Origin of the sequence: Paenibacillus etheri, from assembly GCF_001012825.1 — a bacterium.
In the GTDB taxonomy this organism is placed as follows: domain Bacteria; phylum Bacillota; class Bacilli; order Paenibacillales; family Paenibacillaceae; genus Paenibacillus_AQ; species Paenibacillus_AQ etheri.
Genome location: NZ_LCZJ02000026.1, coordinates 50,426 through 73,143, shown reverse-complemented (window position 1 = coordinate 73,143; position 22,718 = coordinate 50,426). Strand labels below are relative to the sequence as shown.

23 protein-coding genes and 1 tRNA gene are annotated in these 22,718 nt (G+C 43.8%); 15 read left to right on the top strand and 9 right to left on the bottom strand.

Going from position 1 to position 22,718, the window contains the following annotated elements; translation table 11 throughout:
• The first annotated feature begins 100 nt into the window (after window positions 1-100).
• The 4 genes from UQ64_RS15430 to UQ64_RS15415 are packed head-to-tail and all read left to right on the top strand — an operon-like array spanning window position 101 to window position 3,944.
• A complete protein-coding gene (locus tag UQ64_RS15430) occupies window positions 101-1,273 on the top strand; it encodes a serine hydrolase domain-containing protein (protein WP_060624346.1) in 1,173 nt (390 codons plus the stop codon).
• A 49-nt stretch (window positions 1,274-1,322) separates the two neighbouring features.
• Complete coding sequence (locus tag UQ64_RS15425; protein WP_060624345.1) at window positions 1,323-2,144, top strand: ABC transporter permease; 822 nt, start codon at window positions 1,323-1,325, stop codon at window positions 2,142-2,144.
• 29 nt (window positions 2,145-2,173) lie between these two features.
• Window positions 2,174-2,923, top strand: a complete 750-nt coding sequence (locus tag UQ64_RS15420; protein WP_245238007.1) for an ABC transporter permease — start codon at window positions 2,174-2,176, stop codon at window positions 2,921-2,923.
• A 22-nt stretch (window positions 2,924-2,945) separates the two neighbouring features.
• A complete protein-coding gene (locus UQ64_RS15415; RefSeq protein ID WP_245238005.1) occupies window positions 2,946-3,944 on the top strand; it encodes an ABC transporter ATP-binding protein in 999 nt (332 codons plus the stop codon).
• On the opposite strand, the gene UQ64_RS15410 is transcribed toward UQ64_RS15415, so the two are convergent.
• Complete coding sequence (locus UQ64_RS15410) at window positions 3,935-4,504, bottom strand: TetR/AcrR family transcriptional regulator (RefSeq protein ID WP_060624343.1); 570 nt, start codon at window positions 4,502-4,504, stop codon at window positions 3,935-3,937. The genes UQ64_RS15415 and UQ64_RS15410 overlap by 10 nt on opposite strands.
• A gap of 164 nt (window positions 4,505-4,668) precedes the next feature.
• Here UQ64_RS15410 and UQ64_RS15405 point away from each other — a divergent pair, with 164 nt between their 5' ends.
• The 3 genes from UQ64_RS15405 to UQ64_RS15395 all read left to right on the top strand — a co-directional run bounded on the left by UQ64_RS15405 (window position 4,669) and on the right by UQ64_RS15395 (window position 7,502).
• Window positions 4,669-5,610 carry a ketopantoate reductase family protein gene (locus tag UQ64_RS15405; protein WP_060624342.1) on the top strand — a complete coding sequence of 314 codons (942 nt, stop codon included), beginning with the start codon at window positions 4,669-4,671 and terminating at the stop codon, window positions 5,608-5,610.
• Window positions 5,611-6,254: 644 nt separating this feature from the next.
• Window positions 6,255-6,896 carry a histidine phosphatase family protein gene (locus tag UQ64_RS15400; RefSeq protein WP_060624341.1) on the top strand — a complete coding sequence of 214 codons (642 nt, stop codon included), beginning with the start codon at window positions 6,255-6,257 and terminating at the stop codon, window positions 6,894-6,896.
• A 15-nt stretch (window positions 6,897-6,911) separates the two neighbouring features.
• Window positions 6,912-7,502, top strand: coding sequence for a class I SAM-dependent methyltransferase (locus tag UQ64_RS15395; RefSeq protein WP_060624340.1), 591 nt, complete (start codon window positions 6,912-6,914; stop codon window positions 7,500-7,502).
• A 69-nt stretch (window positions 7,503-7,571) separates the two neighbouring features.
• Here the strand turns inward: UQ64_RS15395 and UQ64_RS31725 are convergent, their stop codons facing one another.
• Both UQ64_RS31725 and UQ64_RS15390 read right to left on the bottom strand, forming a co-directional pair.
• Complete coding sequence (locus tag UQ64_RS31725) at window positions 7,572-7,667, bottom strand: YjcZ family sporulation protein (protein ID WP_209445810.1); 96 nt, start codon at window positions 7,665-7,667, stop codon at window positions 7,572-7,574.
• A gap of 117 nt (window positions 7,668-7,784) precedes the next feature.
• On the bottom strand, window positions 7,785-9,182 hold the full coding sequence (locus UQ64_RS15390) for an RsmB/NOP family class I SAM-dependent RNA methyltransferase (RefSeq protein WP_060624339.1): 1,398 nt from the start codon (window positions 9,180-9,182) through the stop codon (window positions 7,785-7,787).
• A 157-nt stretch (window positions 9,183-9,339) separates the two neighbouring features.
• Here UQ64_RS15390 and UQ64_RS15385 point away from each other — a divergent pair, with 157 nt between their 5' ends.
• Genes UQ64_RS15385 through UQ64_RS15375 form a run of 3 tightly spaced genes read left to right on the top strand, consistent with a single transcriptional unit; the run spans window position 9,340 to window position 15,034 of the window.
• Window positions 9,340-10,476, top strand: a complete 1,137-nt coding sequence (locus tag UQ64_RS15385) for a glycosyltransferase family 4 protein (protein WP_060624338.1) — start codon at window positions 9,340-9,342, stop codon at window positions 10,474-10,476.
• 6 nt (window positions 10,477-10,482) lie between these two features.
• Window positions 10,483-11,793 carry a metallophosphoesterase family protein gene (locus UQ64_RS15380; protein WP_060624337.1) on the top strand — a complete coding sequence of 437 codons (1,311 nt, stop codon included), beginning with the start codon at window positions 10,483-10,485 and terminating at the stop codon, window positions 11,791-11,793.
• A complete protein-coding gene (locus tag UQ64_RS15375) occupies window positions 11,783-15,034 on the top strand; it encodes an AAA family ATPase (RefSeq protein WP_060624336.1) in 3,252 nt (1,083 codons plus the stop codon). The genes UQ64_RS15380 and UQ64_RS15375 overlap by 11 nt, the downstream gene beginning before the upstream one ends.
• On the opposite strand, the gene UQ64_RS15370 is transcribed toward UQ64_RS15375, so the two are convergent.
• Window positions 15,021-16,133, bottom strand: coding sequence for a YkvI family membrane protein (locus UQ64_RS15370; protein WP_060624335.1), 1,113 nt, complete (start codon window positions 16,131-16,133; stop codon window positions 15,021-15,023). The genes UQ64_RS15375 and UQ64_RS15370 overlap by 14 nt on opposite strands.
• Window positions 16,134-16,328: 195 nt before the next feature.
• Here UQ64_RS15370 and UQ64_RS15365 point away from each other — a divergent pair, with 195 nt between their 5' ends.
• From UQ64_RS15365 to UQ64_RS15355, 3 genes are all read left to right on the top strand, one after another.
• Entirely contained in the window at window positions 16,329-16,901 is a 573-nt protein-coding gene (locus UQ64_RS15365) for a xanthine phosphoribosyltransferase (protein ID WP_060624334.1), read from the top strand.
• Window positions 16,902-17,001: 100 nt separating this feature from the next.
• Window positions 17,002-17,319 (top strand): hypothetical protein, encoded by a 318-nt coding sequence (locus tag UQ64_RS15360; RefSeq protein ID WP_036689410.1) that lies wholly within the window; start codon window positions 17,002-17,004, stop codon window positions 17,317-17,319.
• A gap of 117 nt (window positions 17,320-17,436) precedes the next feature.
• Entirely contained in the window at window positions 17,437-17,655 is a 219-nt protein-coding gene (locus UQ64_RS15355; RefSeq protein ID WP_060624333.1) for a hypothetical protein, read from the top strand.
• A 77-nt stretch (window positions 17,656-17,732) separates the two neighbouring features.
• Here the strand turns inward: UQ64_RS15355 and UQ64_RS15350 are convergent, their stop codons facing one another.
• Window positions 17,733-18,179 carry a YhjD family protein gene (locus tag UQ64_RS15350; protein ID WP_060624332.1) on the bottom strand — a complete coding sequence of 149 codons (447 nt, stop codon included), beginning with the start codon at window positions 18,177-18,179 and terminating at the stop codon, window positions 17,733-17,735.
• Between the two features lie 187 nt (window positions 18,180-18,366).
• Here UQ64_RS15350 and UQ64_RS15345 point away from each other — a divergent pair.
• A tRNA-Leu gene (locus tag UQ64_RS15345) sits at window positions 18,367-18,450 on the top strand.
• A gap of 722 nt (window positions 18,451-19,172) precedes the next feature.
• Here UQ64_RS15345 and UQ64_RS15340 read toward each other — a convergent pair.
• From UQ64_RS15340 to UQ64_RS15325, 4 genes are read right to left on the bottom strand one after another with little or no spacing between them, the layout of a single operon-like run.
• The gene (locus UQ64_RS15340) at window positions 19,173-19,703 is read right to left on the bottom strand and encodes a hypothetical protein (protein WP_060624331.1); all 531 of its coding nucleotides are present in this window, start codon (window positions 19,701-19,703) and stop codon (window positions 19,173-19,175) included.
• Between the two features lie 41 nt (window positions 19,704-19,744).
• Window positions 19,745-20,428, bottom strand: a complete 684-nt coding sequence (locus UQ64_RS15335) for a hypothetical protein (RefSeq protein ID WP_060624330.1) — start codon at window positions 20,426-20,428, stop codon at window positions 19,745-19,747.
• Window positions 20,425-21,318: an ABC transporter ATP-binding protein gene (locus tag UQ64_RS15330; protein WP_060624329.1), complete on the bottom strand. Its 894-nt coding sequence runs from the start codon at window positions 21,316-21,318 to the stop codon at window positions 20,425-20,427. Before UQ64_RS15330 ends, UQ64_RS15335 begins: the two co-directional genes overlap by 4 nt.
• A complete protein-coding gene (locus UQ64_RS15325) occupies window positions 21,315-21,686 on the bottom strand; it encodes a GntR family transcriptional regulator (protein ID WP_060624328.1) in 372 nt (123 codons plus the stop codon). The genes UQ64_RS15330 and UQ64_RS15325 overlap by 4 nt, the downstream gene beginning before the upstream one ends.
• A gap of 235 nt (window positions 21,687-21,921) precedes the next feature.
• Here UQ64_RS15325 and UQ64_RS15320 point away from each other — a divergent pair, with 235 nt between their 5' ends.
• On the top strand, window positions 21,922-22,716 hold the full coding sequence (locus tag UQ64_RS15320) for a methyltransferase domain-containing protein (RefSeq protein ID WP_060624327.1): 795 nt from the start codon (window positions 21,922-21,924) through the stop codon (window positions 22,714-22,716).
• The last annotated feature ends 2 nt before the right edge of the window (window positions 22,717-22,718 follow it).

Genomic DNA, 22,718 nt, shown 5'->3' with positions numbered 1-22,718 from the left:
TTGTAACAATAGTACTGAAAAGGTATTATTAATAAGCAATATATTTACTTTTTTGTGAATTAACTATTTTTTTTAATGAATGATAGGGGGAGTGCGAATTATGTTAACATCCACAGAGCTTAGCAAGCTGAATGAAGCGAATTACAGGGAGGACCGTTTAGAGGCACTTAATCATTTTTATGAGGATCTCTGTAATAAGAAAGTAGCCGATGGCTATATTTATTCTCTTAGTCGTTATGGGAAAATATTTGCTAATGGAGCGGGGGGACGCTTCAGTTACGAAGAAGATAGCGACCAAGAATTGAAAACGGATACAATTTTTCGAATCGCTTCTATTACCAAGCTGTTTACGGCAACAGCGATCTGGCAGCTGGCAGATGATGGTAAAATTTTTATGGGACAATCAGTCAGTTCTATTCTTCCAGAGTTTGATGCAGAACCTTTTAAGCCGATTACAATTGCTCATTTACTGACTCATACCTCCGGCATCGCACCTGATCATGGCACTATAAGTGATACCTATTATAAAAGTGCATGGTGGTATATTTATGAATCAGAGCTTGGAAAAGAAAACTGGATTAAAGCTGGACTTTCCTATGGCATTCGTTTTCCGGTAGGGACTCAATGGATGTATTCATCGTTCGGATACGTGGTTCTTGGTGCAATTATTGAGAAAATAACAGGTGTTTTTGCAGAAGATTACATAATGGACAACATTGTAAAACCGTTAGGCATGACAGATACTTTCTTTGATATACCGCCTGAGAAAGCTGGTAGTATCGCTATTCGTTCGGAAGAAGCCAAGGAATATCTTCAGAAGCTGCAAAACGGGGAAATTACGAATGAAGAACAAAGGTCTGAGGAAGAAATCAAGACTCCCGGAACTGGTGGGGGACTGTATTCAACCGTTAATGATCTACAAAAGTTCGGAATCATGCTGCTTAACCATGGGGAATACGAAGGTGGTCATATCTTGAGTCGGATGGCTGTTCAGAGAATGACCAAGCGGTTCAATTCTGAAAAACTTCCAAACTACGCATGGGGAGATGGAGGAGCGGATAGACCATACGGTCTTGGGCCAGACCTTCGATATAATGAAAGTACATCTTATTCTGAAGGCACTTTTTTTCACGAAGGATGGGGGTCTTGTTCCTTGGTCGTTGATCCAGTAGAAAAGCTGATTGCCGTTTGGTATATCCCTTTTCATAAAAATATATGGGACGGTAGAGGGATTTTCGGTACAAACAATGTGATCTGGTCCGGACTCGAATAAGAATAAGATTATATGTTGTGAGATATCAAAGATAGGCAGGATGTGACTTATGTTTGAGAAGATAAAGCATCGCTTTCGCGTTATGAGAGCGGTTGCTTTTGTTACTTATAAGGAATGGAGTGCGTACAGAACGCATTCGATGGTTTCTATTTTTGTAGGCCCGGTATATTTTTTAGTGCAGTATTATATATGGAGCGCTGTTTATAGCGGGGAATCCTCTATTAACGGGATGTCACTCTCTCAGATGCTCTCTTATTTTTGCGCCACGATGTTGATCAACTACTTGACCATGGATTTTGCCGATTGGAACTTGCAAATGCTCATTCGCACCGGGAAATTCATTACGTTCTCTTTAAGACCAATGAATCATATGTTCTATGCTTTATCTCAGAAGGCAGGGCATAGGGTACTTGGGCTTCTATTTGAATTTATACCCTGCTTTATGATTTTCTTCTTTATTTTTCATATTGATGTTTTGCCCACAAATTTACTATACGCAATTCTTTCGATAGCTATGGCGTTTATGATGAATTTTTTCATTCATTATAGTATTGGAATGGTCGCCTTTTGGATGGTGCAATCCTCCAGTATTCGTAACTTTTTCAGTCTTTGCGAGGGGATATTCTCAGGGTCGCTGATTCCATTGGTATTTTTCCCAAAATCCTTACAAATGGCGTCCTTTTTCTTACCCTTTCAATATACGACCTTTCTTCCTGCAATGGTCTATACGGGTAGCTATACTTTAGCTGATATAACCTTACCTATTCCTCAGGTGTTATTGCTGCAGCTCATAGCAGTAATTATTGCCGGAGTTGTCTGCCGGGTGCTGTATGCGGTATCGCTTAAGCATTTTACGGGGGTGGGCGCATGAAACGGATGTATCTAATATACAAAACTTGTATGAAGGCGAATATTGCTTCTGCTATCACCTATCGTGTTAATTTTATTCTTAATAGTCTTATCATGCTCATAGGGAATGTGTTGTTTCCTCTAGTAACGGTGTTCATCTATAATTCGAATGCTTCATTTGAAGGATGGACCTTTAAAGAGGCGCTGTTAATTCAATCTGTGTTTATTCTGTCTACGGCTTGTGCCGGGATTTTTTTTAACGGAATTATGTGGAATACGATGTCCCATGTAGTTGAGGGTACTCTGGAAGTGGTATTAATTAAACCTACCTCGAGCTTATTTCTGCTGTTGGCCAGATCTTTTGAGTTCGAAAGTATCGGGCTTTTAGGTGGAGGAGTAGTCATGTTCGTATACGCACTTAGCGGAATCGATGGGATGACCTTCAGCTCTTGGTTATTGTTCCTGTTGTTGTTTGGTGCAGGGCTGCTTGTTATGTTCGGCGTGGCACTTATTGTGGCAGCAATTTCCTTCAAATGGGTGGCGAATTCCCGCTTGCCGGAGATGTTTGAAAGTATTAAGTCTTTTGGACGGTATCCGGGGACAATTTTCCCTAAAGCAGTCGTAGCCGTAAGTTCTTTTCTTTTTCCGGTTTCCATGATTGCTTACTTTCCAGCATCTACTCTGATTGGACGATGGGAAGCCTATTTTTTTATAGCGATTATCCCTTGTGTGTTATTTGCTGCCTTCGGAATTTGGCTCTATACGTACATGCTTCGTAGTTACAAAAGTGCCGGAGGATGAATTTGTATGAAGGAGAATTACATTGGACATTATTACCGTCAAGAATTTAACTAAGCAATATGAAACCTATCACCGGGGACAAGATGCTAAAAGCGTATTTAAAAGTCTGTTTCACCGTGAAAAATCGATTATCACCTCTGTAGAAGATCTTTCGTTCAGTGTTGGAAAAGGAGAGATCATTGGCATTCTGGGGCCAAACGGTGCGGGGAAATCTACGACTATTAAAATGCTCACAGGCGTTCTCTATCCCACATCGGGAGAAATAAATGTTCTTGGGTACAACCCTCATAAGCAGAAAAATCAATATGTAAAACAAATCGGAGTATTGTTCGGACAGAAATCGCAGTTAATATGGGACATTCCTCCTTTGGATAGCTTTTATATGAATAAGGAAATTTATGATATTCCTATGAACGACTTTCGTACAAGACTAGACCGATTTGTAAGTATGTTTGAGATTAGTGATATTATCACTAAGCCTACGCGTACCCTTTCACTGGGGGAACGAATGAAATGCGAGTTTATTATGGCAATGCTTCATTCACCGCCAGTGGTTTTTTTGGATGAGCCTACGATCGGGCTGGATGTTATAGCTAAGCAAAGAATCAGAGAATTCATTAAGCAAATGAATCGGGAAGGCACCACATTTATTCTAACGACGCATGACTTGGAAGACGTGGAGCGTTTGGTTCAAAGAGTACTTATTATTCATCAAGGTAAAAAAGTATATGACGATAAGTTCTCTGAACTTCGACTCCATCTGGGTGCTAAAAAAGTGGTTAGGCTTTCTGCAGCTACAACGATTGGAGATATTGATTTGCCTGGGACTCAGATATCGGAAAGAATATCGGATTACGAAGTGGAACTAGAAATCGATACCGAGCAATGTAAAATGGGCGAGTTCCTGCATATTCTTAGCGAAAAGGTAGAGATCCTTGATATATCCATTAAGGAGATTCCCATTGAAAAAATTATCAGCTCCATTTATGAGAGGGATATAGGAGAACATATTCAAGCTTGAGAACGGATCATCTGCAGATTTGTATCGAGCAAGGACCATAACTTTTCAGTGATCTCTTTTGCAGTACAAGGATTACTATGGGTAAACCACCATTCAATTACTCCGACAGCCGCCGAACTCAAAAATTGCACGGATATATCTTTACTTAGCTCATCTAGGGTTAAATTGTTTTCTAAGAATTGTGCTTTGATCTGTTTATTTATCATATCTTGTAATTGGTTTCTAAAGGAGAGCAGCGCTTTGTTTCTTAGTAAAGTCTTATAAAAGAGAGCATTCTCCTCCAAGAGTTCCAGCGTGCGGAGCAATGACGACTTCGAGGGATTTGATTCTGTTTCATCTACTACTACAGAGCAACTTTCGATTAGTTGTTGGAGCTGAGCCTCCAGACATTTATCCATCAGATCGTATTTGTCTGCATAATGGGAATAGATCGTTCCGCGGTTAACATCAGCACGCTCTGCAATTTCGTTAATCGTGATTTTTTCAAAATCTTTTTCTGTCATCAATTGAATTAATGCATTCATAATGGCGGTTTGGTTTTTTTTAATTCTTCTATCCATTGAAGTACTCCCTTTTTATTAAACATTATCTAGTCATCTGTTGAAAAACCAACAAAACCGGTAAAACTAGCGATTGATCCCTACCGGAGATGTGATAATCTGATTTTATCGAACAGATGATCGAAATTCAACAAATGTCTAAAAAGGGTAGAGGGGTTACGAGTATGAGAGTATTAGTGTTCGGAGCGGGAGTTTTAGGCAGCTATCTTGCGCATGTTCTAGTGCGTGGGGGAAATGATGTCACCATGCTTGCCAGAGGGAAGCGTGCGGAGCAATTGACGAAAGACGGACTAGTGCTTCGCCATTATTTTCAATATAGAAACACGGCGGATGCTGTAAGAGTCATCTCAGAGCTTCAACCGGATGATCAATATGATCTTATTTTTGTTGTTATGAAATACAACGATTTTCCGGCCGTATTACCTATTCTAGCTAAGAATCAGAGTCAGAATATAATTCTTGTAGGTAATAATGGCGATGCTCATGGCATGCAAAAGGAACTTCAGGAAATGAGCAGCATGAGGAAAAATATAGTCTTTGGATTTCAGCTTAGTGGAGGAATTCGTGAAGAGAGCGGTCGCGTTATCAAAATACACGCAGGAGGGCAAATGGTACTCGGCAGTCTAGACGGTGAGATTCCAATAAAGCCTTTACTAGAAAATGCCTTTAAAAATGTTAAGTATAAGCTAACTTATCATGAGGATATGGATGCTTGGCTCAAAAGTCATATCGTGCCTATAGTGGCTTTGAACTCCCTTAGTTATCTTCACGACGGGGATTTGAAAAAAGTGTCTAAGGACAAAAAACGATTAAAACAAGCCATCTCAGTAATGGACGAGGGATTTCAAATTATGGAGAAATTAGGTTATACTATCACTCCGGCAGGTCAAGTTAACTTTATTCGAAAACATAAACAAGGTGTATATTATGGTTTGAAGTTAATTCATAAATTACCTTTTATGAAATTTGTAGATGGTTCTTTCAGTGAAATTGCAGCTTTGTTTGATTCATTTGATAAGTTGAAGCAACAAGTAAACATTGCTACACCCCATTGGGATCAACTTCAAAAACAAGCGATTTCGAAATTTATTGCAAATAGTCACTAGTTTCAGCTAAAAAGGCTTCCGATCTATCGGTAGCTTTTTAGTTGTTTAAGAAATTATTCAATACAAAAAAGTGGGGATAACATCAAAGAAAAAAGAAGGGAGATGAAAGTGTAAACCAGCAGACATGGAAGAAGAGAGGGATCATTCTACAGATCCCAAAAGACCACTTTCATAGATTCATGGCGATGTGCAGCTATCATCCGCCTAAAGTTCTGCACCATATAGGGAATCATTCCCTGTAATTCTGTGTATTAAGGTGAATTTTATCAAATATACGGAATTACTCCCTATAATTCGACTGAAATTGTTATATTTAAGGAATTTCTCAGTATTATAGGGAGAAATTCCTTATAGCCTAGTCATGGTAAGAGCTATAACCTAATTTATAGGGAGTTTTTCCCTGTAATGCTCTCCACCTAAGCAAAATCCCTCGCCTACACAGGTGTTCTACTCGCCCCCCCTGAACTCCCTGCAGAAAGCACAGAAAAGTATACTCTGTAAGCAGCCGTTTAAACTAACAGCCTACTATTCACCCGATAGGGTGATTTTGCTCTTACTGGTTGAATTATTTAACAAAAATGGAGGATTAGCAGCTTATTATATTGAAATGTGTATAACAATCTTTTTTTGGAGGGATACGGTCGATGGCTATATATTTTATAAGGCATAAAATAGATGATGAAGGTTTTCGTGGGGGTTGGAGTCAACGTGGCCTTGTAGTTGAGGGATATAGACAAGCCGAACGGCTTGGTTGTTATCTTAAGGAGAATCAATCTAGGTTTAACATATCTCGCATCCTCTGCAGTGATTTGCAACGTGCGTTAGATACAGCAAATGAGATTGCCAGGGAGCTTAGCTTGCCTGCTGAAAGCAGCCAGTATTGGAGGGAGACGAATAATGGTGTAATCGCTGGAATGCCCCATGAAATTGCAAATGAACGATACCCGGGTCTTTATTTCTCGGCTTTAAGAATGGATGAAGGATTTCCAGGAGGAGAGAGCCCAAAGGAGTTTTTTACGCGAATTAGTACAAGTTTCTCGAAACTATGTAATGAACTGGAGAGTACTGATCCAAAAGAAAATGTAATTGTGGTCACTCATGGTGGCGTAATTAATGTTATATACCATATTTTAAAAGGGCTAACGTGGACCAATAAGAATGCCCATTTCCCAACTTCATACACTAGTATTCATAAAATAGAGTATCAAGTAGATAAGTGGGTAGTTACAAATGAAAATCTTACGGAGCATATATCAAGTGAACAGGCTGCTGGTCTGGCCAATTGATTAGGAGGTACATGTATGGAATTATTGAATACGCTGATCGAGCAGGCTAAGAATCCGAGAGGGTTCGTTGGGAACGTGATGATCAAGATCATGAATCAGGCACATACCAGCATAACCACGTGGGGTATCAAAAAAATAGGAATTATAAACAACGCTCCTATTTTGGACATAGGCTGTGGTGGCGGTCAAACTATACATACGCTAGCAAAACAAAATAACCATCACGAAATCTTCGGCATAGATTATTCACAGCAAGCTGTAGAGACATCCATTCAAAAAAACAATAAAACTGTTGCAGCAGGTAGAGTGAAGATTAGTCAGGGAGAGGTGTCGGCGTTACCATTTAACGATGGGATATTCGGGACGATCACAGCTGTTCAGACGCATTATTTTTGGCCGGATCTGGAACATGATATAAGTGAAGTATGTAGGGTGCTGAGAGCAGGCGGTACCTTTGTTATAATTTCTGAGATATACAAAATTAATTATCATATGAAACAATACACGAAGAACGAAGAAATGGAACAATTGTTTCGTAAATCAGGTTTTCAAACGGTAAATATCCACGAGAATAACAAATGGAGATGTTATATCGGTAAAAAATAAAGCGGCCGCACCGCCCTAAGAGGACGACACAGCCGCTTTAATTTCACCGTCTATTTAGCCGGATTGGTATTAAACGAACAACGAACGGGAAATGATTACGAGCAAGATAAAAAGTACCAAGATCGCACCAGTCGAAGTGAAGGCTCCTCCATGAAAATCACCCATGTTATATTCCTCCTTAACATATGTCTTGTTCTCATTGCTGCGGCGGATGTCGTAGCTTTCTGAGATAATGACATCATATGCCAAAGTGGACTGGATGCACTGGTCTATGGCCTATTGCTAGTCAATATGGGCTTTTAGGATGCGAAGTCCTTTAGGAAGATGATTCTTAAGTTGGCCTGTACTCGCCTTGCCCCAGCTAATCGGCAATCCATCTAAAGTTACAAGTGTCCATCCATGTAATTCTAAGGGCACAGGTAAGCTTTCGCCCCGGAGCCAAGTATGAATTTCCAGCCCCCCACTACTGAGATCAAAACTACGTGTTACTTGTGTGTGCTGAATCGCCATCGCAAGGGCGTGAGCGGGTTCAATCCGATTTTTCTTCAAATGGGCAATATGTAGCCCGGCTCGAGGAATTCGCAAACCATCTAGCAGCCCAGTATGGAGGTTGCCATTAAAGGATTCGGGGAGCAAATAAAGGGATTCACCAAACAGCAGAGGGACACCTTGGTAAGAGAAACCCGGCAGTTCTACTGTGGCCCAGTCTTGAAATAACTGATACGCATCGCGTACGGAAGAATTAATCTTTGGGTTGTTTTTGCTTCGACGTTTATTTGTGCTGCGTTTGACATCGTCATTAACGTCGTTTTCGGTGACACTTTGCTTACGTAGGAGTGCAACAAAGTGGCCTTCGCCTTTTTCTAAATGTGGCCAAAGGCGCTTGTGGGTAAGTAGTTCCATATCGGGGTAACGTTCCGTCAATCGGGCAATAATCTCCTCATTCTCTTGGCGGTTAAAGGTGCAAGTAGAGTAGGCTAGAGTACCCCCTGGTTTAAGCATAAGGTAGGCGTCTTGCAGAATGTCCCATTGTCTTGCCGCGCACATAACCACATGATCAGGAGACCACTCAGAAACGGCGTTTGGATCTTTTCGGAACATGCCTTCTCCTGAGCAAGGTGCATCTAACATAATTCGGTCAAATGCTTGCGGGAAGCGTGAAGATAGCTGTTCTGGCGTTGCACAGGTTACGAGGGTATTCTTAATACCTAGACGTTCTACGTTCTCAGCTAGAATTTTTGCGCGTTCCGGATGAATTTCATTAGAGATTAAGAGGCCTTCTCCTTGCATTAAACCAGCAATATGCGTAGTTTTGCCCCCGGGGGCTGCTGCAAGGTCGAGGACGGTCTCGCCGGGTTTAGGTGCCAGCAGTTCAGCTGCGGACATTGCGGAAGGCTCCTGAATATAATATAGTCCAGCAGCATGGTAAGGGTGTCTGCCTGGTCGAGCGGGCTCTTCATAATAATAACCATCAGGGCACCATGGGATAGGTTTCAGATCAAACTGTGAGACTGTGCGCTCTACTGCGACTTGACCTGCATCTGAGATGCTTTTTAATGGGTTAAAGCGAAGTCCCTGTGTTCGTGGTGCTGAATAACTTTCCAGAAAAGCATTTGCCTCTTGCCCCAGCATTTCCTGTATATATGCGGTGTAAGAGGCAGGCAGCTGTTCTTCCTTCATAGATCATTCTCCTTTTTCTTAGTTGCTGTTTCATGTTTATACCGATAAAATCAAGGTATGGGGAACGTAATCGTACCTGAAATTCTACATATACACAACTATATCATAATTGCCAAGTCTTACTGTACGTAGGGCAATTGTAAAGGGGATGTACCATATGAATTTGCTGCAAGCGCTCTTCTTCCCGCCGGAGCAACCCGGTGGTGTATCATCCATGATCCCTTATCTTCAGGAAAGGTTCCGTTCAAGCCGCTGGGAGATGGATTTATTTTGGTTACCTAAGCGGATTCGCAACAAGGGACATGAAAAAGTCATATTCGAGACCTTTGATTGGACCCAGTTCGGGGAAAGTCAGATCGTTCAGAAATATATTCAGACCTATCGTGATTATCTATGGTGGACTAAACTACGGATGAGTAAGACATACGATCTTATCCATTCCCATCATCCAATTGCTGGTTTAGCGATGAAGAAAGTTTTTCCGGATACTCCGTTAATTCAAACCTTACATTCTAGTTATGAGCGAGAGCTAATTCTTAATGGAGCTATTTCTGAGGGAGGGCTGGAACATCAGTTTCTAGTTTCGCTTTACCGAGAACTTGAGCATGTTAGTGACCGGCTAATGACCGTTTCGCAAGCTTTTGCAGAGTATGTGGCGCCTTATATTCTAGATCCTTCTAATATAGGAGTCATACCGAATGGTTTTGATGAAAAAAGGTTTAAGCCAGTCCCGCATGACAACGCTGTACCACAATTAGTGACTGTGACACGTCTAGTTCCAGCTAAGGGAATTGACACTTTACTCAAGGCCTGTGCTGAACTTAAAAATCGCGGCCACGAATATGTACTGCATATTATTGGCGATGGACCATCCCGTGCGGATTTGGAAAATATGGCTAAACAATTAGGGATTTATAATGAAACGATTTTTTATGGATATACGCTCCATCCGGAAGAATTCATGCCTTTCTTTGATATTTTCGTGCTGCCTTCTCGGGCAGAGGCCTTCGGATCGGTGTTTGCAGAAGCGGCGCTAAGCTGCTTGGCTTTAGTTGGGACGAATGTAGGCGGGATACCGGAGCAGATTGAAGATGGTGTGAATGGTCTGTTGGTCAGTCCTGATGATGAGATCGCACTTGCAGACGCTTTAGAGAAGGTGATATCCGATCCGGCTTATCGTTATGAGCTTTCTCGTTCAGCTTGGGATAAGGCGAAAAGCTTGTATTCACTGACTCGCGTTGCTAATGAACTTAAAAAGACATACTTACAGTATCCCTCAGGAACGAAAGGGTGAGCAGCTATGATTCCATTTCGATTTCTACATGCTGCCGATTTACATCTGGATAGCCGTTTCTCTGGGCTGGCGCATATTTCGCCAGCCATTCGTTCTTATTTACGTGAGTCAACCTTCGCCGCCCTCGGGCGGCTTGTCCGCGTTGCCATCCAAGAGAACGTTGATTTTATTGTCATCAGTGGAGATGTGTATGATGTTTCTGACGCTTCATTACAGGGTCAGCTCCGATTTCAGGAAGCGCTCAAGGAACTTGGCCAGCACGGGATTCACGTGTTTCTGATCCATGGCAACCATGATCCACTTGATGGATTGCGTCTGACTACGGAAATGCCAAAACATGTTACTGTGTTCGGAGGGCATAAACCGGATCACTCGACTGCCTACCGTCGTAAAGATGGTCAAGAGGTGGCTATTGTTAGTGGAATCTCCTATCCGACTGCAAAAGTGACGGACAACACAGCACTGACCTTTTCTCGTAAACCTGGCAGTCGTCTGTTTCATATTGCTATGCTGCATGGAAATGTAGACGGTGATTTGCTGCACGAGACGTATTCTCCCTGCAGTCGTAGGGATCTTATCGAACGGGGCTTTGATTATTGGGCGCTGGGACATATTCATAAACGTAGTATATTGCATGAGAAACCGGCGATTGTGTACCCAGGTAATATACAAGGGCGCAGCATTAAGGAAACCGGACCAAAAGGTTGTTATGTTGTGGATGTTGATGAGGCTGGAAGTCCTACGCTCCAGTTCCATGAGCTTGATTATGTTCGCTGGCAGGTACGGGAACTATCCATTGAAGGATTAAGTAATGAAGCAGAATGGATACAACAGGTGGAGCAAGTGATTGACGAGATCAGGGAGGAGCTACCGGAGCTTATGTCGGTGGTCAGATTTCGTCTGATCGGACGAGGTGACGTACATAAAGTATTAGCTGAAAAAGGAGCGGCAGAGGATCTGCTGTCTGAACTTCAGCGCCGTGAGGCGGTTCGGGCGGAGCGTAAAGATTATGAAGGACTTGTCTGGGTTGAAGGATTCGCTGTAGAGTCCGGGTTATCTATTGATCGTGAACGATTATTAGAAGAGGATAGCTTTCTTGGAGAAATGCTGAGACTTTCGGTGCGTACGGAACATACAACAGAAGCGCTTGAAGAGCTAATAAATAGTGCGCTTAAGCCGATGTTGGAGAATCAGGAGCTACGAAAGCTGCTTTCGGATACAAGTCAAGAGGAGAAGTTAAGCTGGCTTCGTAGCGCAGCAGAACAGGGAATCACAATGCTTGGTGAAATGGAGGGTACTCCGGAAGATGAGAATTGAACATTTGCAGATCCATGGCTTTGGGCGTTTACATAACCGAGAGATTGATCTATCGGATGGAGTTACCATACTCTATGGACGTAATGAAGCAGGAAAAAGCACGACGTTGCAGTTTATTCGCTCCATGCTGTTTGGAATTCCAAGTCGTGGCAACCCTACGGAGAGATATGAACCTATGCAAGGGGGATTACATGGGGGAATACTGAAGGTATGTGATAATAATGGTGGTTTATGGACCATTCGTCGGCATACATCTGGTGGTGACAGCTCAGGAAGAAATGAGAAACTAAACATTACGGTTAACCATCCGAATGGAACGACGCAGGAGCTAGGACAAGCTGATATGGAGCGGATTTTGCTTGGTGGCATCTCTCGAAGCATGTTCCATCAATTGTTCGCAGTCTCTCTCGATGAGCTACAGGAGCTTGCTGCTCTTCAGTCAGAAGAGATGAGCAGTTTTCTCTTTCACGCAGGGATGGGTGGCGGTGGAACGATCATGCGGGCAGAACGTCGATTGGTACAAGAAGCTGAGAAGCTATATAAACCTCGTGGGAAGCTGCAGGAGGCTGCCAAAATTGTTCAGGCTATTGAGAAACTAGAGCGCCAGATGGCAGAGAGCCGTTCTTATCTTCCGCGCTATAACGGTAATATAGCAGCTTTAAAGGTTGCGGAATCTGAGCTGGAACAATTGGAACAGCAACGTAAGCTCACTGGAGACAAGCTTGTGATGCTTCGCAAAGCACAGGATGTTCGTGAATTGTGGTTGAAATGGAGCGATGCGCAGCTAGAGCTGAAAGGCCTGCCAATGATTACAACCTTTCCTGAAGATGGAGCAATTCGCTTTCAGGAACTTGAAGGCGAAATTCGAAATGCTCAGGGAGCAGTAGCTCGTTATGAACGTTTGCAAAGCGAGCTTACTGCTGAGATGGCGCTGAATCCGCCGGATGCGGTGTTAACTGCGCAGGGACCTGCTCTGGAGCGGCTGGACCGCCATCGGAGCAGCTATGAGAACCTGCGAGCGGAAAGACAGCGGCTGGAAGGTGAATTGACCGCGCTGAATGAGCAGTTGCAGCGAATTCTGCGAGGCATTGATGTCAGCTGGAGCGCGGAAGAGCTGACTGCATTTTCGGGTGCAGCGGCGGATCGTGAAGCTGCACGGAGGTTTGCGACGGCGTTCGCGAGCTATGATCGCCGCATGGAAGCGGAGGGCGCAGCGCGGCAGACGCTGCGTTCCCGCTTAGCCGCTGCCTCAGCTTCGCTGCAGGCAGCAGAACGGGCGCTGGCGCGTGAGCACGCCACCGGCGCGGAATCTTTTGCGCAGCTGGCTCCGCGCAGCGCCCGTGAAGTGCTGCAGCTATGGGACGAGCTGCAGCAGGCGGCCGAGCGCTGGCGCGAAGCGCAGCTCAGCGAAGGGCCGCTGCGCGGCCCCGGCGCCGGAAGTGACGGCTCTAGCGCGCAGCGCATGGCCGCGCTCTACCGGCGCCTGCTGTGGGCTGGGGCAGCACTAACCGTGCTGCTGCCCACAGCGCTGTGGCTGACCGGTGCTCCGCCGGTCAGTGCAGTGCTCGCGATCGGCCTGCTAGGCGCGGCCGATCTGGCCCTTTGGGCCGGCCTCAGCGGAGCGCGCCGGCCAGAAGCGTCCCCGCCAGGGCATGGCGGGGACGTGGGCACAGCCGCAGCCGAGATGCTGCGGCTGCGGGGGCAGCTGCTCTCCGGGGCGGAGCCGGAGAGCGCAATCACCCCGGGGCGGCGGTCGAACGCCGCCCCGGGGGCCAGCCCTGACGCAGGCGGGCTGGAAGCCTCCATGAGGGAGCTTCGCAGACTCATGGAGGCTTGGTCAGCATGGCGGCAGCGCATTGAGCGCTATGCCGCCGAGAGGGATGCCTGCCGCACGGAGCTGGACACGCTGGCTGGCCAAGAGAAGCTGCTCGCGGAAGAAATGAGCCGATCGGAGACGGCTTTTACGCAAACCGCTGAGCAATATGAAGAATGGCTGCGTGAACGCAGATTGCCCGAAGGATTGTCTCCGGAAGGGCTGCCGGATATCTTCGCTATGGTGGAGCAAGGGAACGAACTGCTGCGCCAAGAGAATAAGCTCTCATTACGACTTAAGGAGCTGGAAGATGAGTGCAACTTGTTCGAGGAGGAACTTCTTGCTCTTGTTTACGAGTCAGGTACTGATCCTTTAGATGAGACTGGCGTAGCGGCAACTAGCTTTGATATGAACCCGCAGGATGGACAACGAAGATCTGCACTAACTTTACTAAGCTGGCTGGAGATTCGAAAAAGAGCTTGGGATGAATTGAAAAAGGATCTGGTTCGCCGGGAAGGTATTCAGTCACGGTTACAAGAGCTCCTGGAAGAGCTTAAGGAAAGCCATAGAGTATTAGACGAATTTAGAGAACAGCGTGATCTGCTGTTGCATGAAGGCGGAGCAACAGGCGGGGAGGATTTCTTGCGAAGATCAGCTGCTGTACAGCGGCGTAGTGAGCTGAATAAGTCCATTCGTCAGTGGGAGTTAGCTATGTTTGGAGGCTGGGAGGATGAGCGAGTTGCTTCTCTGAAAGTATTATTAGATCATCATGATGCCTCAGCACTCCAGAAGGAGCGAACGGCGGCTGAAGAGTTAGCTGAACGGGAAGAAGCAATGTGGAACACCCTGCTGGAGCAACGAGGGAAGCTGCTACAGGAAAGGGAGTATTTGAAAGAGCGTTGTATGGAGGACTCTGTTATTCAGCAATTGGAAGAGCAGAGAGCCGCTCTGCGAATCGTGGCTGATAAGTATGCGGTAGCAGCATTAACTGCTGAATTAATCGGAAGAACCCGCCGTATTTATGAACAGGAGAAGCAGCCGCAGGTGCTGTTGCTTGCATCCGACTATTTCTCCAAGCTGACCGAAGGGGAATACAAGAGAGTAGTTATGACTCTAGGTCATAAAGAACTAAAAGCGGAACACAAAGATGCTGGACTGCTGGACAGCGGACTGCTCAGCCGTGGGACGGCAGAACAACTATACCTTTCCATCCGCTTGGCACTTGCAGAGACGATGTCTCGGCAAGTATCGCTGCCACTGCTGTTCGATGATCTATTCGTCAATTTTGACGAGGCTCGTCTTCATGCTGCGCTTTCACTGCTTGGTGAACTGTCGGTCTCCCGCCAGATTGTGATGATGACCTGTCACAAGCATGTGGCGGAAGCGGCAGCACGAATCATTCCAACAGCAGCAGTTATTTCCGTGTAACTGGTTTTATGGAAACAAGACTGTTCCCTTTTCTGCTCGAACCCGATGAGGAATCGATACGTGGTGGAGTAGACCATGGCGTACGTAGTAGCATGACAGCCCAGACCATCGACAAAGCTCCGAAGATCGGGTAGAACACGGAGAGAAGAGAACTAAAGCCAAATTGGCTAAGTAAATAACAGACCAACATCAGAATCGGCGTAATCAAAGCGGGTTTAACTGGAATTCGTTGTTTAAGCTGCATGGTGACACCATAAATGTCGGCGACAAAAGTGCTAAAGATCTCCAAAAAGATCAGCAGCAAATATATAGTTTGCACTACAGTACCCAAGCGGACGGCTATATTGCCCATAGGGATTTCAAATAGGAGAATACCAGGCATCTGTGAGCTCATTGCGAAATGCGCGGCGATCAACATAAAGCCGATTCCGGCACCACCAATAATACCGCCCCATACAAGAGATTTTTCATCATCTGTATGTCGAGCCATGGGAACTAATACGGCTTGAGCCATACCTAAATTGAAGGCGGTGTAGAGCAGCGGCGACATCCAAGCACCAAAGATAGACCGATCAGTTTCTAGGAATAAGAACCGTTCAGCTCCTGGAATTTGAAAGGTATTAAAAATAATGATGAGTGACAGTGTAAGCATTAACGGGACGATCAGACTATTCATTTGCAGAATACCAGAAATCCCCCGTTTAAGCAGAAAATAAGAACCAACCAACGTCAGTATTAGCCCTGTTTGATAATGAAGTCCCAGATGCTCCTGAAAAATAGCGCCAGCCCCTGCAAGCATTATACTGTTGACACCGATCAGGATGACCATTGTGAACAAACTGATGGTGCTTCCGACTTGGTCCCCGAAGAGGTGGCGGTTAAAGTCTTCATAGGATTCTGCTTCTATTCGCCGAGCGATAACCATCATTTTTGTACCCAGCCATATGAACAGTATAGTAGAGACCAGGATAGTCAGGACTGCCCAGTGTCCGTATCGAGTGAAGAATTTTAATATTTCTTGTCCGGTGGCGAATCCGGCCCCTACAATGGTGCCAATGTAAGTGAAGGCGATCTGTAATGTTCGGACATGTGATTTCATGGCTCCCCTCCTAATAGTTTTAAGAAGCAAAAGGAAAATCATAAAGGTGCTATGCAGGATTGCCTTGTGCACTCTGTATAGTACAGGTTATGATGAGGATCAGTAGGACATGACTTCCGTCGTAATTGCTTTATGATTAGTGATTGAATTGTACGGAGCGTCTGCAATTATAAAGGGTATTGGAGGTTCAAAATCATGGAAGTATTGAAAAAGCGGATTTTGGAGGAAGGTGTCGTCATTTCGGATGAAGTTCTGAAGCTGGATGCACTGTTGAATCATCAGGTAGATCCGCAGCTTACGATGGAAATGGGACGGGAGTTTGCCGGGAGGTTTGCGGACTGCGGAATTACACGTATTGTGACCGTGGAATCCTCGGGCATTGCCGTGGCATTTGCCACCGCATATGAATTAAAGGTGCCGCTAGTTTTTGCACGCCGCAAAAAAACGCTGTTAGCAGATCCGGATGCACTTTGTGAAAGAGTTCCTTCTTTTACGAAAGGTATCGTTACCGACATCATGTTGTCCCGCCAATTCATCTCTCCAGAGGATAAGATCCTCTTTATCGATGATATTATTGCTAATGGTGATGCGGCACGTGGACTGATTAAGATCATCGAGCGCTCTGGCGCTGAGCTGGTAGGTCTTGGCGTTGTAGTGGAAAAAAGCTTTCAGGCTGGAGCTCGAACGATCAAGGAGCAAGGGATCCGATTGGAGTCACTTGTAAGAATTACCTCACTTCGTGGGGGCACCATTGAATTTGGGGAATAACCCGAATTTGGAATAAGAACATGCCTATTTTTAAACAACTGCTTTTCACCCTATAGTTTTTCCTTTATAATAAAATCAGACATAGGGAGGAGGCGTCACAATGGGGAAAGAACCGGTGACTGAGCAATTTTTTATTGATAAATTAACCGAGGCCAAGGATCACTTCGAGCGTGCGCTGGATTGCAAACACACGGAATTCGACGATCTGTATCCCTATATGATTGAACATCCTCAGTTTTTTTGGTACAAACGCTATGTAGCTTGGTCAGAGCTTCTGACAATCAAAGGATTATGTGAGGAACTTTCCTTCCCCTGGAGGGAGAAATTCACAACTAACCAAGTAGAGTATCTGGAGCAACGTGTGATGTCCGCTAAAGTTCTTGATTTCTGGTTTGAGAAGAATGAAGCGCTGATATAAGAATGCTTTAGCAGACATGCAATTGGTCAATTGCTTATACGAGACCCAGATGATTTTTCATTTGGGTCTTTTTTCTGGATGAAAATAGGATAAGCTATAAAGAGGGAGGGATTTATGATGATTAGCGATGAACAATTGGATGCGTACCGAATTTCCGGCGAAAAAATTCGTGTGGTGCGGGATGGCATAGAAAGTAACGATGTAAAAGGGATTGTTCTGGCTTGGGACGATTCGCAGGTAATGATACGTCGTCAGAATAGACGGGTAGTAAAGCTTGATCGGAATTATCAATTCCAACCTTTCAGCGAACCAAGGAAAGATCCTGATAATATATAATCTCCACAGCATAAACAGCTCCTTACCCAAGTGGGTGGGGAGCTGTTCTGTGTAAATGCCCGCCTGCCTCTGGCGGATTAAATGGTCAACGCTAGCTGACTCTCGCTTTCTTCTCTGGAGAGTATTGAGAGCTCTGTGGACAGCCCGAGATACGCGCGCATTCGCAGCATCATCTCTCTACGGAATCCTGGCCATAATATATTCATCTCACCTTGATATCCTCTACAGGAGTACAAAGCCTCGACTCCTCGTTGATCTTGGCGAACGGTTGTGATCTTCAGATCACGTGAACTCAATTCGCGCGTAACCTCTTGAAGCATTAAAGAGGTCTTCTTAGTGGCACCAGACACGAGCTCCATATAAAGCTGAGGGGTCTTAAACAGACCACTCTTGCTGATTACACGGCAGTCACGCTCGAAAACTTTATGAATAAACGTTAGCAGCAAATAGCTTCTGACAAGGGACAGTTCTTCTTTAGTAACATCTTCATCAACAATGGATGTCTTCAACTTCGTAGTCGCCATTATAAATCACCTCATTTATATTATGCGAACTTTTGTTCCCATTATACCTTATATTCGGAAGTGAAAGCAATAATTATCCATAAAATAATGAACGATAAGAAAAGCTGTAAAATATATTGACGCTTTAATCTCAGCATGGTATGATCTATCTTGTGACCGCAAGATTGATATGTAGTCATTATGATGTGCGGTCGTGGCGGAATTGGCAGACGCGCACGGTTCAGGTCCGTGTGGTAGCAATATCGTGGAGGTTCGAGTCCTCTCGACCGCATCACTAGAAACTCCCTTGAGTAATCAAGGGAGTTTTCTTTACGTTAAATGTAAGGTTGACTAACCAGTAACCATAGATATGGGAATAACATTTTCATTGTAGATGGAGCCTAGGCTCATGAGAGTTTGTATAATTCAATCAACTTACAGGTGTTTATGTAGGTGTATAACTGAGGGGAAATCGGGGAGCATTGGAGTAGGATTTATTAAAGGAGAATTCAGGACTATAGGGAATTACTCTCTATAAATTCGGATTAAAAACCCCAAATAAGTCAAAATCCAATGAATTATAGGGAGGTTTTCCCTATACCCTTCGATTTATGGACTAAAGCGTAAAATTAAAGGGAGGAATTCCCTATATCCGTGATTGAGACTGAGAAGGAGCAGAAAGTGGGGCAAATGCCCCAGATTTGCCCCGGAAATTTCCCATAGTCGCCTCAGCCTACAAAAGTACATTTATAAATAATACGAGGGTGGCAAACACCTTAATTCCTTCAAAACTGTAGTAATTCTTACTTCAGTAGAAATCTTCGAGCTATAAGTGAGGATATACCTGTACATTCTCAGTTTATGAACTTAATGAGGAAGATAGCATGTGCAAAAAGCTGACCATTTGCAGGCTTTCTCTAGTTCAGTGAAAGGTATGGATGAATATAGGTATATCATTTTCATTCTGAGATGTGAGCCGAGGGCTCATGAAAGTTCTGATGATCCTGCTATGACTTAGCTTAATAAATATCGAATTAAACCTAATAGAGCGAAGGCGAACAAAATGGTTCCAGCACCCATGCCTGTAATTGCACTGTTTGCGACGTTAAGTTTTTTAGATATGAATAATGAAGCGATAGAGACTGCAACAAGAAGCACTGCTAAAAGGTATAAACTGAAATCGTTAAAAACACTTTTTAAGCTGATAAAATGAATCCCTACAATAAAGGCAATCCAAGGAGCAACGTAATCATTATACTTACATTTCAGTAATATAGAAGCTCCGGCACCAGCCAAAAATAATTCAATATAGACCGAAATTAGATAATTATCAAAAGAGTTCTTGTCATTTAATACAGAGGGAGCATCCCAGTTCGTTACACTTAGATAGCCACCAATCAAGCAGACGAGAAGGGATACACCAGAAGCTATGCCAATATATTTTCGCCAGCTGGATTTGGGATTTTCTTGTGCCCAACCAAACCAACTAAAACTAAACATACCGAATATAGAAGCATACATGGCGTAATCCCTCACAAAATCCATACTGTACCTCCTACAATATTTAGAATATTCGAGGCAGTGCCTTATACTGTAGACTTCCGAAGCATCCAGAACGATAAGAGGGCATACAAGATCGTCAAAGGCATGGTCCACAAGGCAAGTTCAAATGCAGTATGACTAGCAAACCAGCTAAATAGATCTACCCACCAATGATAATACGTCATTAACAATCCAGCGATGCTGTACAGAATAAACATGACTGCGGCGAAAATGAATAGACCATTTCTACCAAATCTGCGGAAGATACTGGAGATAATAAACCCCCAATAAAACATATGCAACATGATCACGAAATAGATCCACAGCTGTTCTAGGACAGTGCCATCATTCAAGTATGGCATTTGAAAATAATGTAGCTGCACACCCCATCCAGGTGTTATTTTGGTTTCTACAACAGATAGCAGGAACAGAAGAAGTGAGAAGACAGCGCTCGTTATAACGGCCATCAAAGAGGTGCCGAAGAAATAATCCGTCCTCCTTAGGCTTAAGCCTAAGGCAAAAGGGAAGGTCTGAACTAAAATGATGATACCTATGACAAACATATAAATGAAGATAGAGACTAGACCACCGGTATACATTGGTTCTTGCAAGAAAAAAGCTATGACGAGATTAACAAAAAAACTGGATAATAATATGATCCAAGGCATAAACAACCAAAACCATTTATCCTTGTAGTGCATTTTTAATATTCCTGCGGTATGGTTCATTGTGCTGCCACTTCCTTTCCTTGAGATCTACTATTTGTAAGATGAACAATTAACTGTTGTAAAGATATGGGAGATATCTCCAGACCGAGCATTTCAGCACGTGATAGATCTGTTGTGCTTAAGCCTATTACAGTGGCAGAAAGTAGTCCGCCAAAAGGCTCTCGAGAGATGACATCTTTACCGGTGATGAAATCTTCGACCTTCGCGGCCGCACCGATAACTTTAGCAGCCCGTCCGCGGAGAGCTTCAGCATCCTCATTGATAATCAGCTTACCGTTGTCGATAACAATGACATGCTCTAACAGCTGGCTTACCTCGTCAATCAAATGTGTGGACAAGACAACTGTTCGTGGATATTCTGAATAATCCTCAATTAATCGATCGTAAAACAGGCTTCTTGCCACAGCATCCAGACCTAAATAGGGCTCGTCAAAAATAGTCAACGGAGCGCGGCTAGCTAGGCCTACTACAATGCCTACCGCCGAGAGCATTCCTCTGGACAGCTTCTTTATTCTTCTTTTTAAAGGGAGATTAAAGTCCTTAATTAAGGAGTGGGCGTAGTCCCGATCAAAGTTGGGGAAAAATAATGCGGATATCTCCAGAACGTCGATAATGCGGTACGTATCTGGATACTTTTGGCTTTCCTTTATGAAGCAAATCTGATTAAGTACGCGGTTATTCTCGTAGGGATGTTCCCCAAACACCTTCAGATCACCACTTGTAGCAAATAACTGAGCTGTAATCATGTGCATGATCGTTGTTTTCCCCGCACCATTCCTGCCAAGCAGTCCATAGATTTTGTTCTGCTCCAAAGAAAAACTAACGTCTTGGATGACGGTTACCTTTCCATACGACTTGGTCAGTCCCTTGATCTCAACGACTTCATTCATGACCGATTATCTCCTCTCTGAATCATCTTCGTTAATTGATCCAACGTAATTCCTAATTTCTCAGCTTCACGGACCATAGTTACAACATATTGCTCATAAAATTGCTCTTTTCTCTTCTCCATCAATACTGCGCGTGCTCCAGAAGCTACAAACATGCCGATACCTCGCTTTTTGTACAATATTCCCTGATCCACTAGCAAATTCACACCTTTCGCAGCCGTCGCCGGATTGATCTGGTAGAAAATAGCAAATTGATTTGTTGAAGGAACCTGTGATTCCTCCAGAAGTGTTACTTCGATGATGTCATTTTCTATGCGTTCGGCGATCTGCATAAATATCGGTCGTGTATCATCCATTAAGCTTCCCATGTATTCACCGCCATGTTCGTTGGTTAGTTAGTTATGTAATTAACCATATATGCAATGAACTTATTTGTCAATCATTACAATGTCCATTTTTTTGATTGTCTGAGCCCAAATACAGCGAATTAGGCTTATAAGCATAAATAAAAAGGCTATTCGGATTCCCTCCGAACAGCCTTTTATTTTCGTTGGATGTCTGCTATGATTTTGTCCTATTAGAAAACAAGAGAAGGGTGAAACTATGGATGAATATGGTCCGGATTTATTTAAAGGTACAGCAGTTTACTATTCAGAATATCGGCCGAAATATCCTTCATCCCTTATTCGGTTCTTAATTCAGAAGTTCTCGCTTAACGGAGAAGGCCGTCTGCTTGATTTAGGCTGTGGTACTGGTCAACTGGCACTGAGATTTAGTGATTGGTTTGAAGAAATGATAGGTGTAGATACGGAATGTGAGATGTTGGTAGAAGCTAATCGTCTATCAAAGATCCACAGGATAGATAACGTTAGTTGGATGCTTGGTAGAGCAGAAGAGTTGCTGAGCGACTGTGCATCCTTCCGTCTTACCATCCTGGCCAAAGCATTTCATTGGATGGATAGAAAGACTATTCTTGAAATTCTATATCACAGTTTGGATGAAAATGGCGGTATCGCGATTATTGATACTTTTAATGTTGAGCAAGAGCTTCTATCTTGGCAGCTTAAGGTAAATGAAGTAGTGAAACGCTGGTTAGGTAACGAAAGAATAGCAGGGGACAGCACTTATACGCACCCTAAAGAAAAACATGAAGATATAGTAGCGCGATCTAGTTTTAAAGATGTGGAAAGACTGGTTTTACCGAGTTATTCAATGACATGGACCGTGGATTCGATTCTTGGGAATTTGTATTCCACATCCTATGCTTCTAAGCGATTATTTGGAGATCACTTAGAACGGTTTGAAGAGGATATGAAATCTTCTTTATTAGAAATTGAGCCTACAGGTAAATTTACTGAAGAGTTGTCTGTTTCTGTTATCACAGCTTTCAAGAAGTAAGC

What these genes read in the sequence shown, in the direction of transcription:
- UQ64_RS15365 (WP_060624334.1), top strand. Translation starts at nt 16,329, where the DNA reads ATGGAAGTATTGAAAAAGCGGATTTTGGAGGAAGGTGTCGTCATTTCG.
- UQ64_RS15405 (WP_060624342.1), top strand. Translation starts at nt 4,669, where the DNA reads ATGAGAGTATTAGTGTTCGGAGCGGGAGTTTTAGGCAGCTATCTTGCG.
- UQ64_RS15370 (WP_060624335.1), bottom strand. Translation starts at nt 16,133, where the DNA reads ATGAAATCACATGTCCGAACATTACAGATCGCCTTCACTTACATTGGC.
- UQ64_RS15330 (WP_060624329.1), bottom strand. Translation starts at nt 21,318, where the DNA reads ATGAATGAAGTCGTTGAGATCAAGGGACTGACCAAGTCGTATGGAAAG.
- UQ64_RS15380 (WP_060624337.1), top strand. Translation starts at nt 10,483, where the DNA reads ATGATTCCATTTCGATTTCTACATGCTGCCGATTTACATCTGGATAGC.
- UQ64_RS15400 (WP_060624341.1), top strand. Translation starts at nt 6,255, where the DNA reads ATGGCTATATATTTTATAAGGCATAAAATAGATGATGAAGGTTTTCGT.
- UQ64_RS15390 (WP_060624339.1), bottom strand. Translation starts at nt 9,182, where the DNA reads ATGAAGGAAGAACAGCTGCCTGCCTCTTACACCGCATATATACAGGAA.
- UQ64_RS15355 (WP_060624333.1), top strand. Translation starts at nt 17,437, where the DNA reads ATGATTAGCGATGAACAATTGGATGCGTACCGAATTTCCGGCGAAAAA.
- UQ64_RS15350 (WP_060624332.1), bottom strand. Translation starts at nt 18,179, where the DNA reads ATGGCGACTACGAAGTTGAAGACATCCATTGTTGATGAAGATGTTACT.
- UQ64_RS15410 (WP_060624343.1), bottom strand. Translation starts at nt 4,504, where the DNA reads ATGGATAGAAGAATTAAAAAAAACCAAACCGCCATTATGAATGCATTA.
- UQ64_RS15340 (WP_060624331.1), bottom strand. Translation starts at nt 19,703, where the DNA reads ATGGATTTTGTGAGGGATTACGCCATGTATGCTTCTATATTCGGTATG.
- UQ64_RS15395 (WP_060624340.1), top strand. Translation starts at nt 6,912, where the DNA reads ATGGAATTATTGAATACGCTGATCGAGCAGGCTAAGAATCCGAGAGGG.
- UQ64_RS15320 (WP_060624327.1), top strand. Translation starts at nt 21,922, where the DNA reads ATGGATGAATATGGTCCGGATTTATTTAAAGGTACAGCAGTTTACTAT.
- UQ64_RS15385 (WP_060624338.1), top strand. Translation starts at nt 9,340, where the DNA reads ATGAATTTGCTGCAAGCGCTCTTCTTCCCGCCGGAGCAACCCGGTGGT.
- UQ64_RS15430 (WP_060624346.1), top strand. Translation starts at nt 101, where the DNA reads ATGTTAACATCCACAGAGCTTAGCAAGCTGAATGAAGCGAATTACAGG.
- UQ64_RS31725 (WP_209445810.1), bottom strand. Translation starts at nt 7,667, where the DNA reads ATGGGTGATTTTCATGGAGGAGCCTTCACTTCGACTGGTGCGATCTTG.
- UQ64_RS15360 (WP_036689410.1), top strand. Translation starts at nt 17,002, where the DNA reads ATGGGGAAAGAACCGGTGACTGAGCAATTTTTTATTGATAAATTAACC.
- UQ64_RS15335 (WP_060624330.1), bottom strand. Translation starts at nt 20,428, where the DNA reads ATGAACCATACCGCAGGAATATTAAAAATGCACTACAAGGATAAATGG.
- UQ64_RS15375 (WP_060624336.1), top strand. Translation starts at nt 11,783, where the DNA reads ATGAGAATTGAACATTTGCAGATCCATGGCTTTGGGCGTTTACATAAC.
- UQ64_RS15325 (WP_060624328.1), bottom strand. Translation starts at nt 21,686, where the DNA reads ATGGGAAGCTTAATGGATGATACACGACCGATATTTATGCAGATCGCC.
- UQ64_RS15420 (WP_245238007.1), top strand. Translation starts at nt 2,174, where the DNA reads ATGAAGGCGAATATTGCTTCTGCTATCACCTATCGTGTTAATTTTATT.
- UQ64_RS15425 (WP_060624345.1), top strand. Translation starts at nt 1,323, where the DNA reads ATGTTTGAGAAGATAAAGCATCGCTTTCGCGTTATGAGAGCGGTTGCT.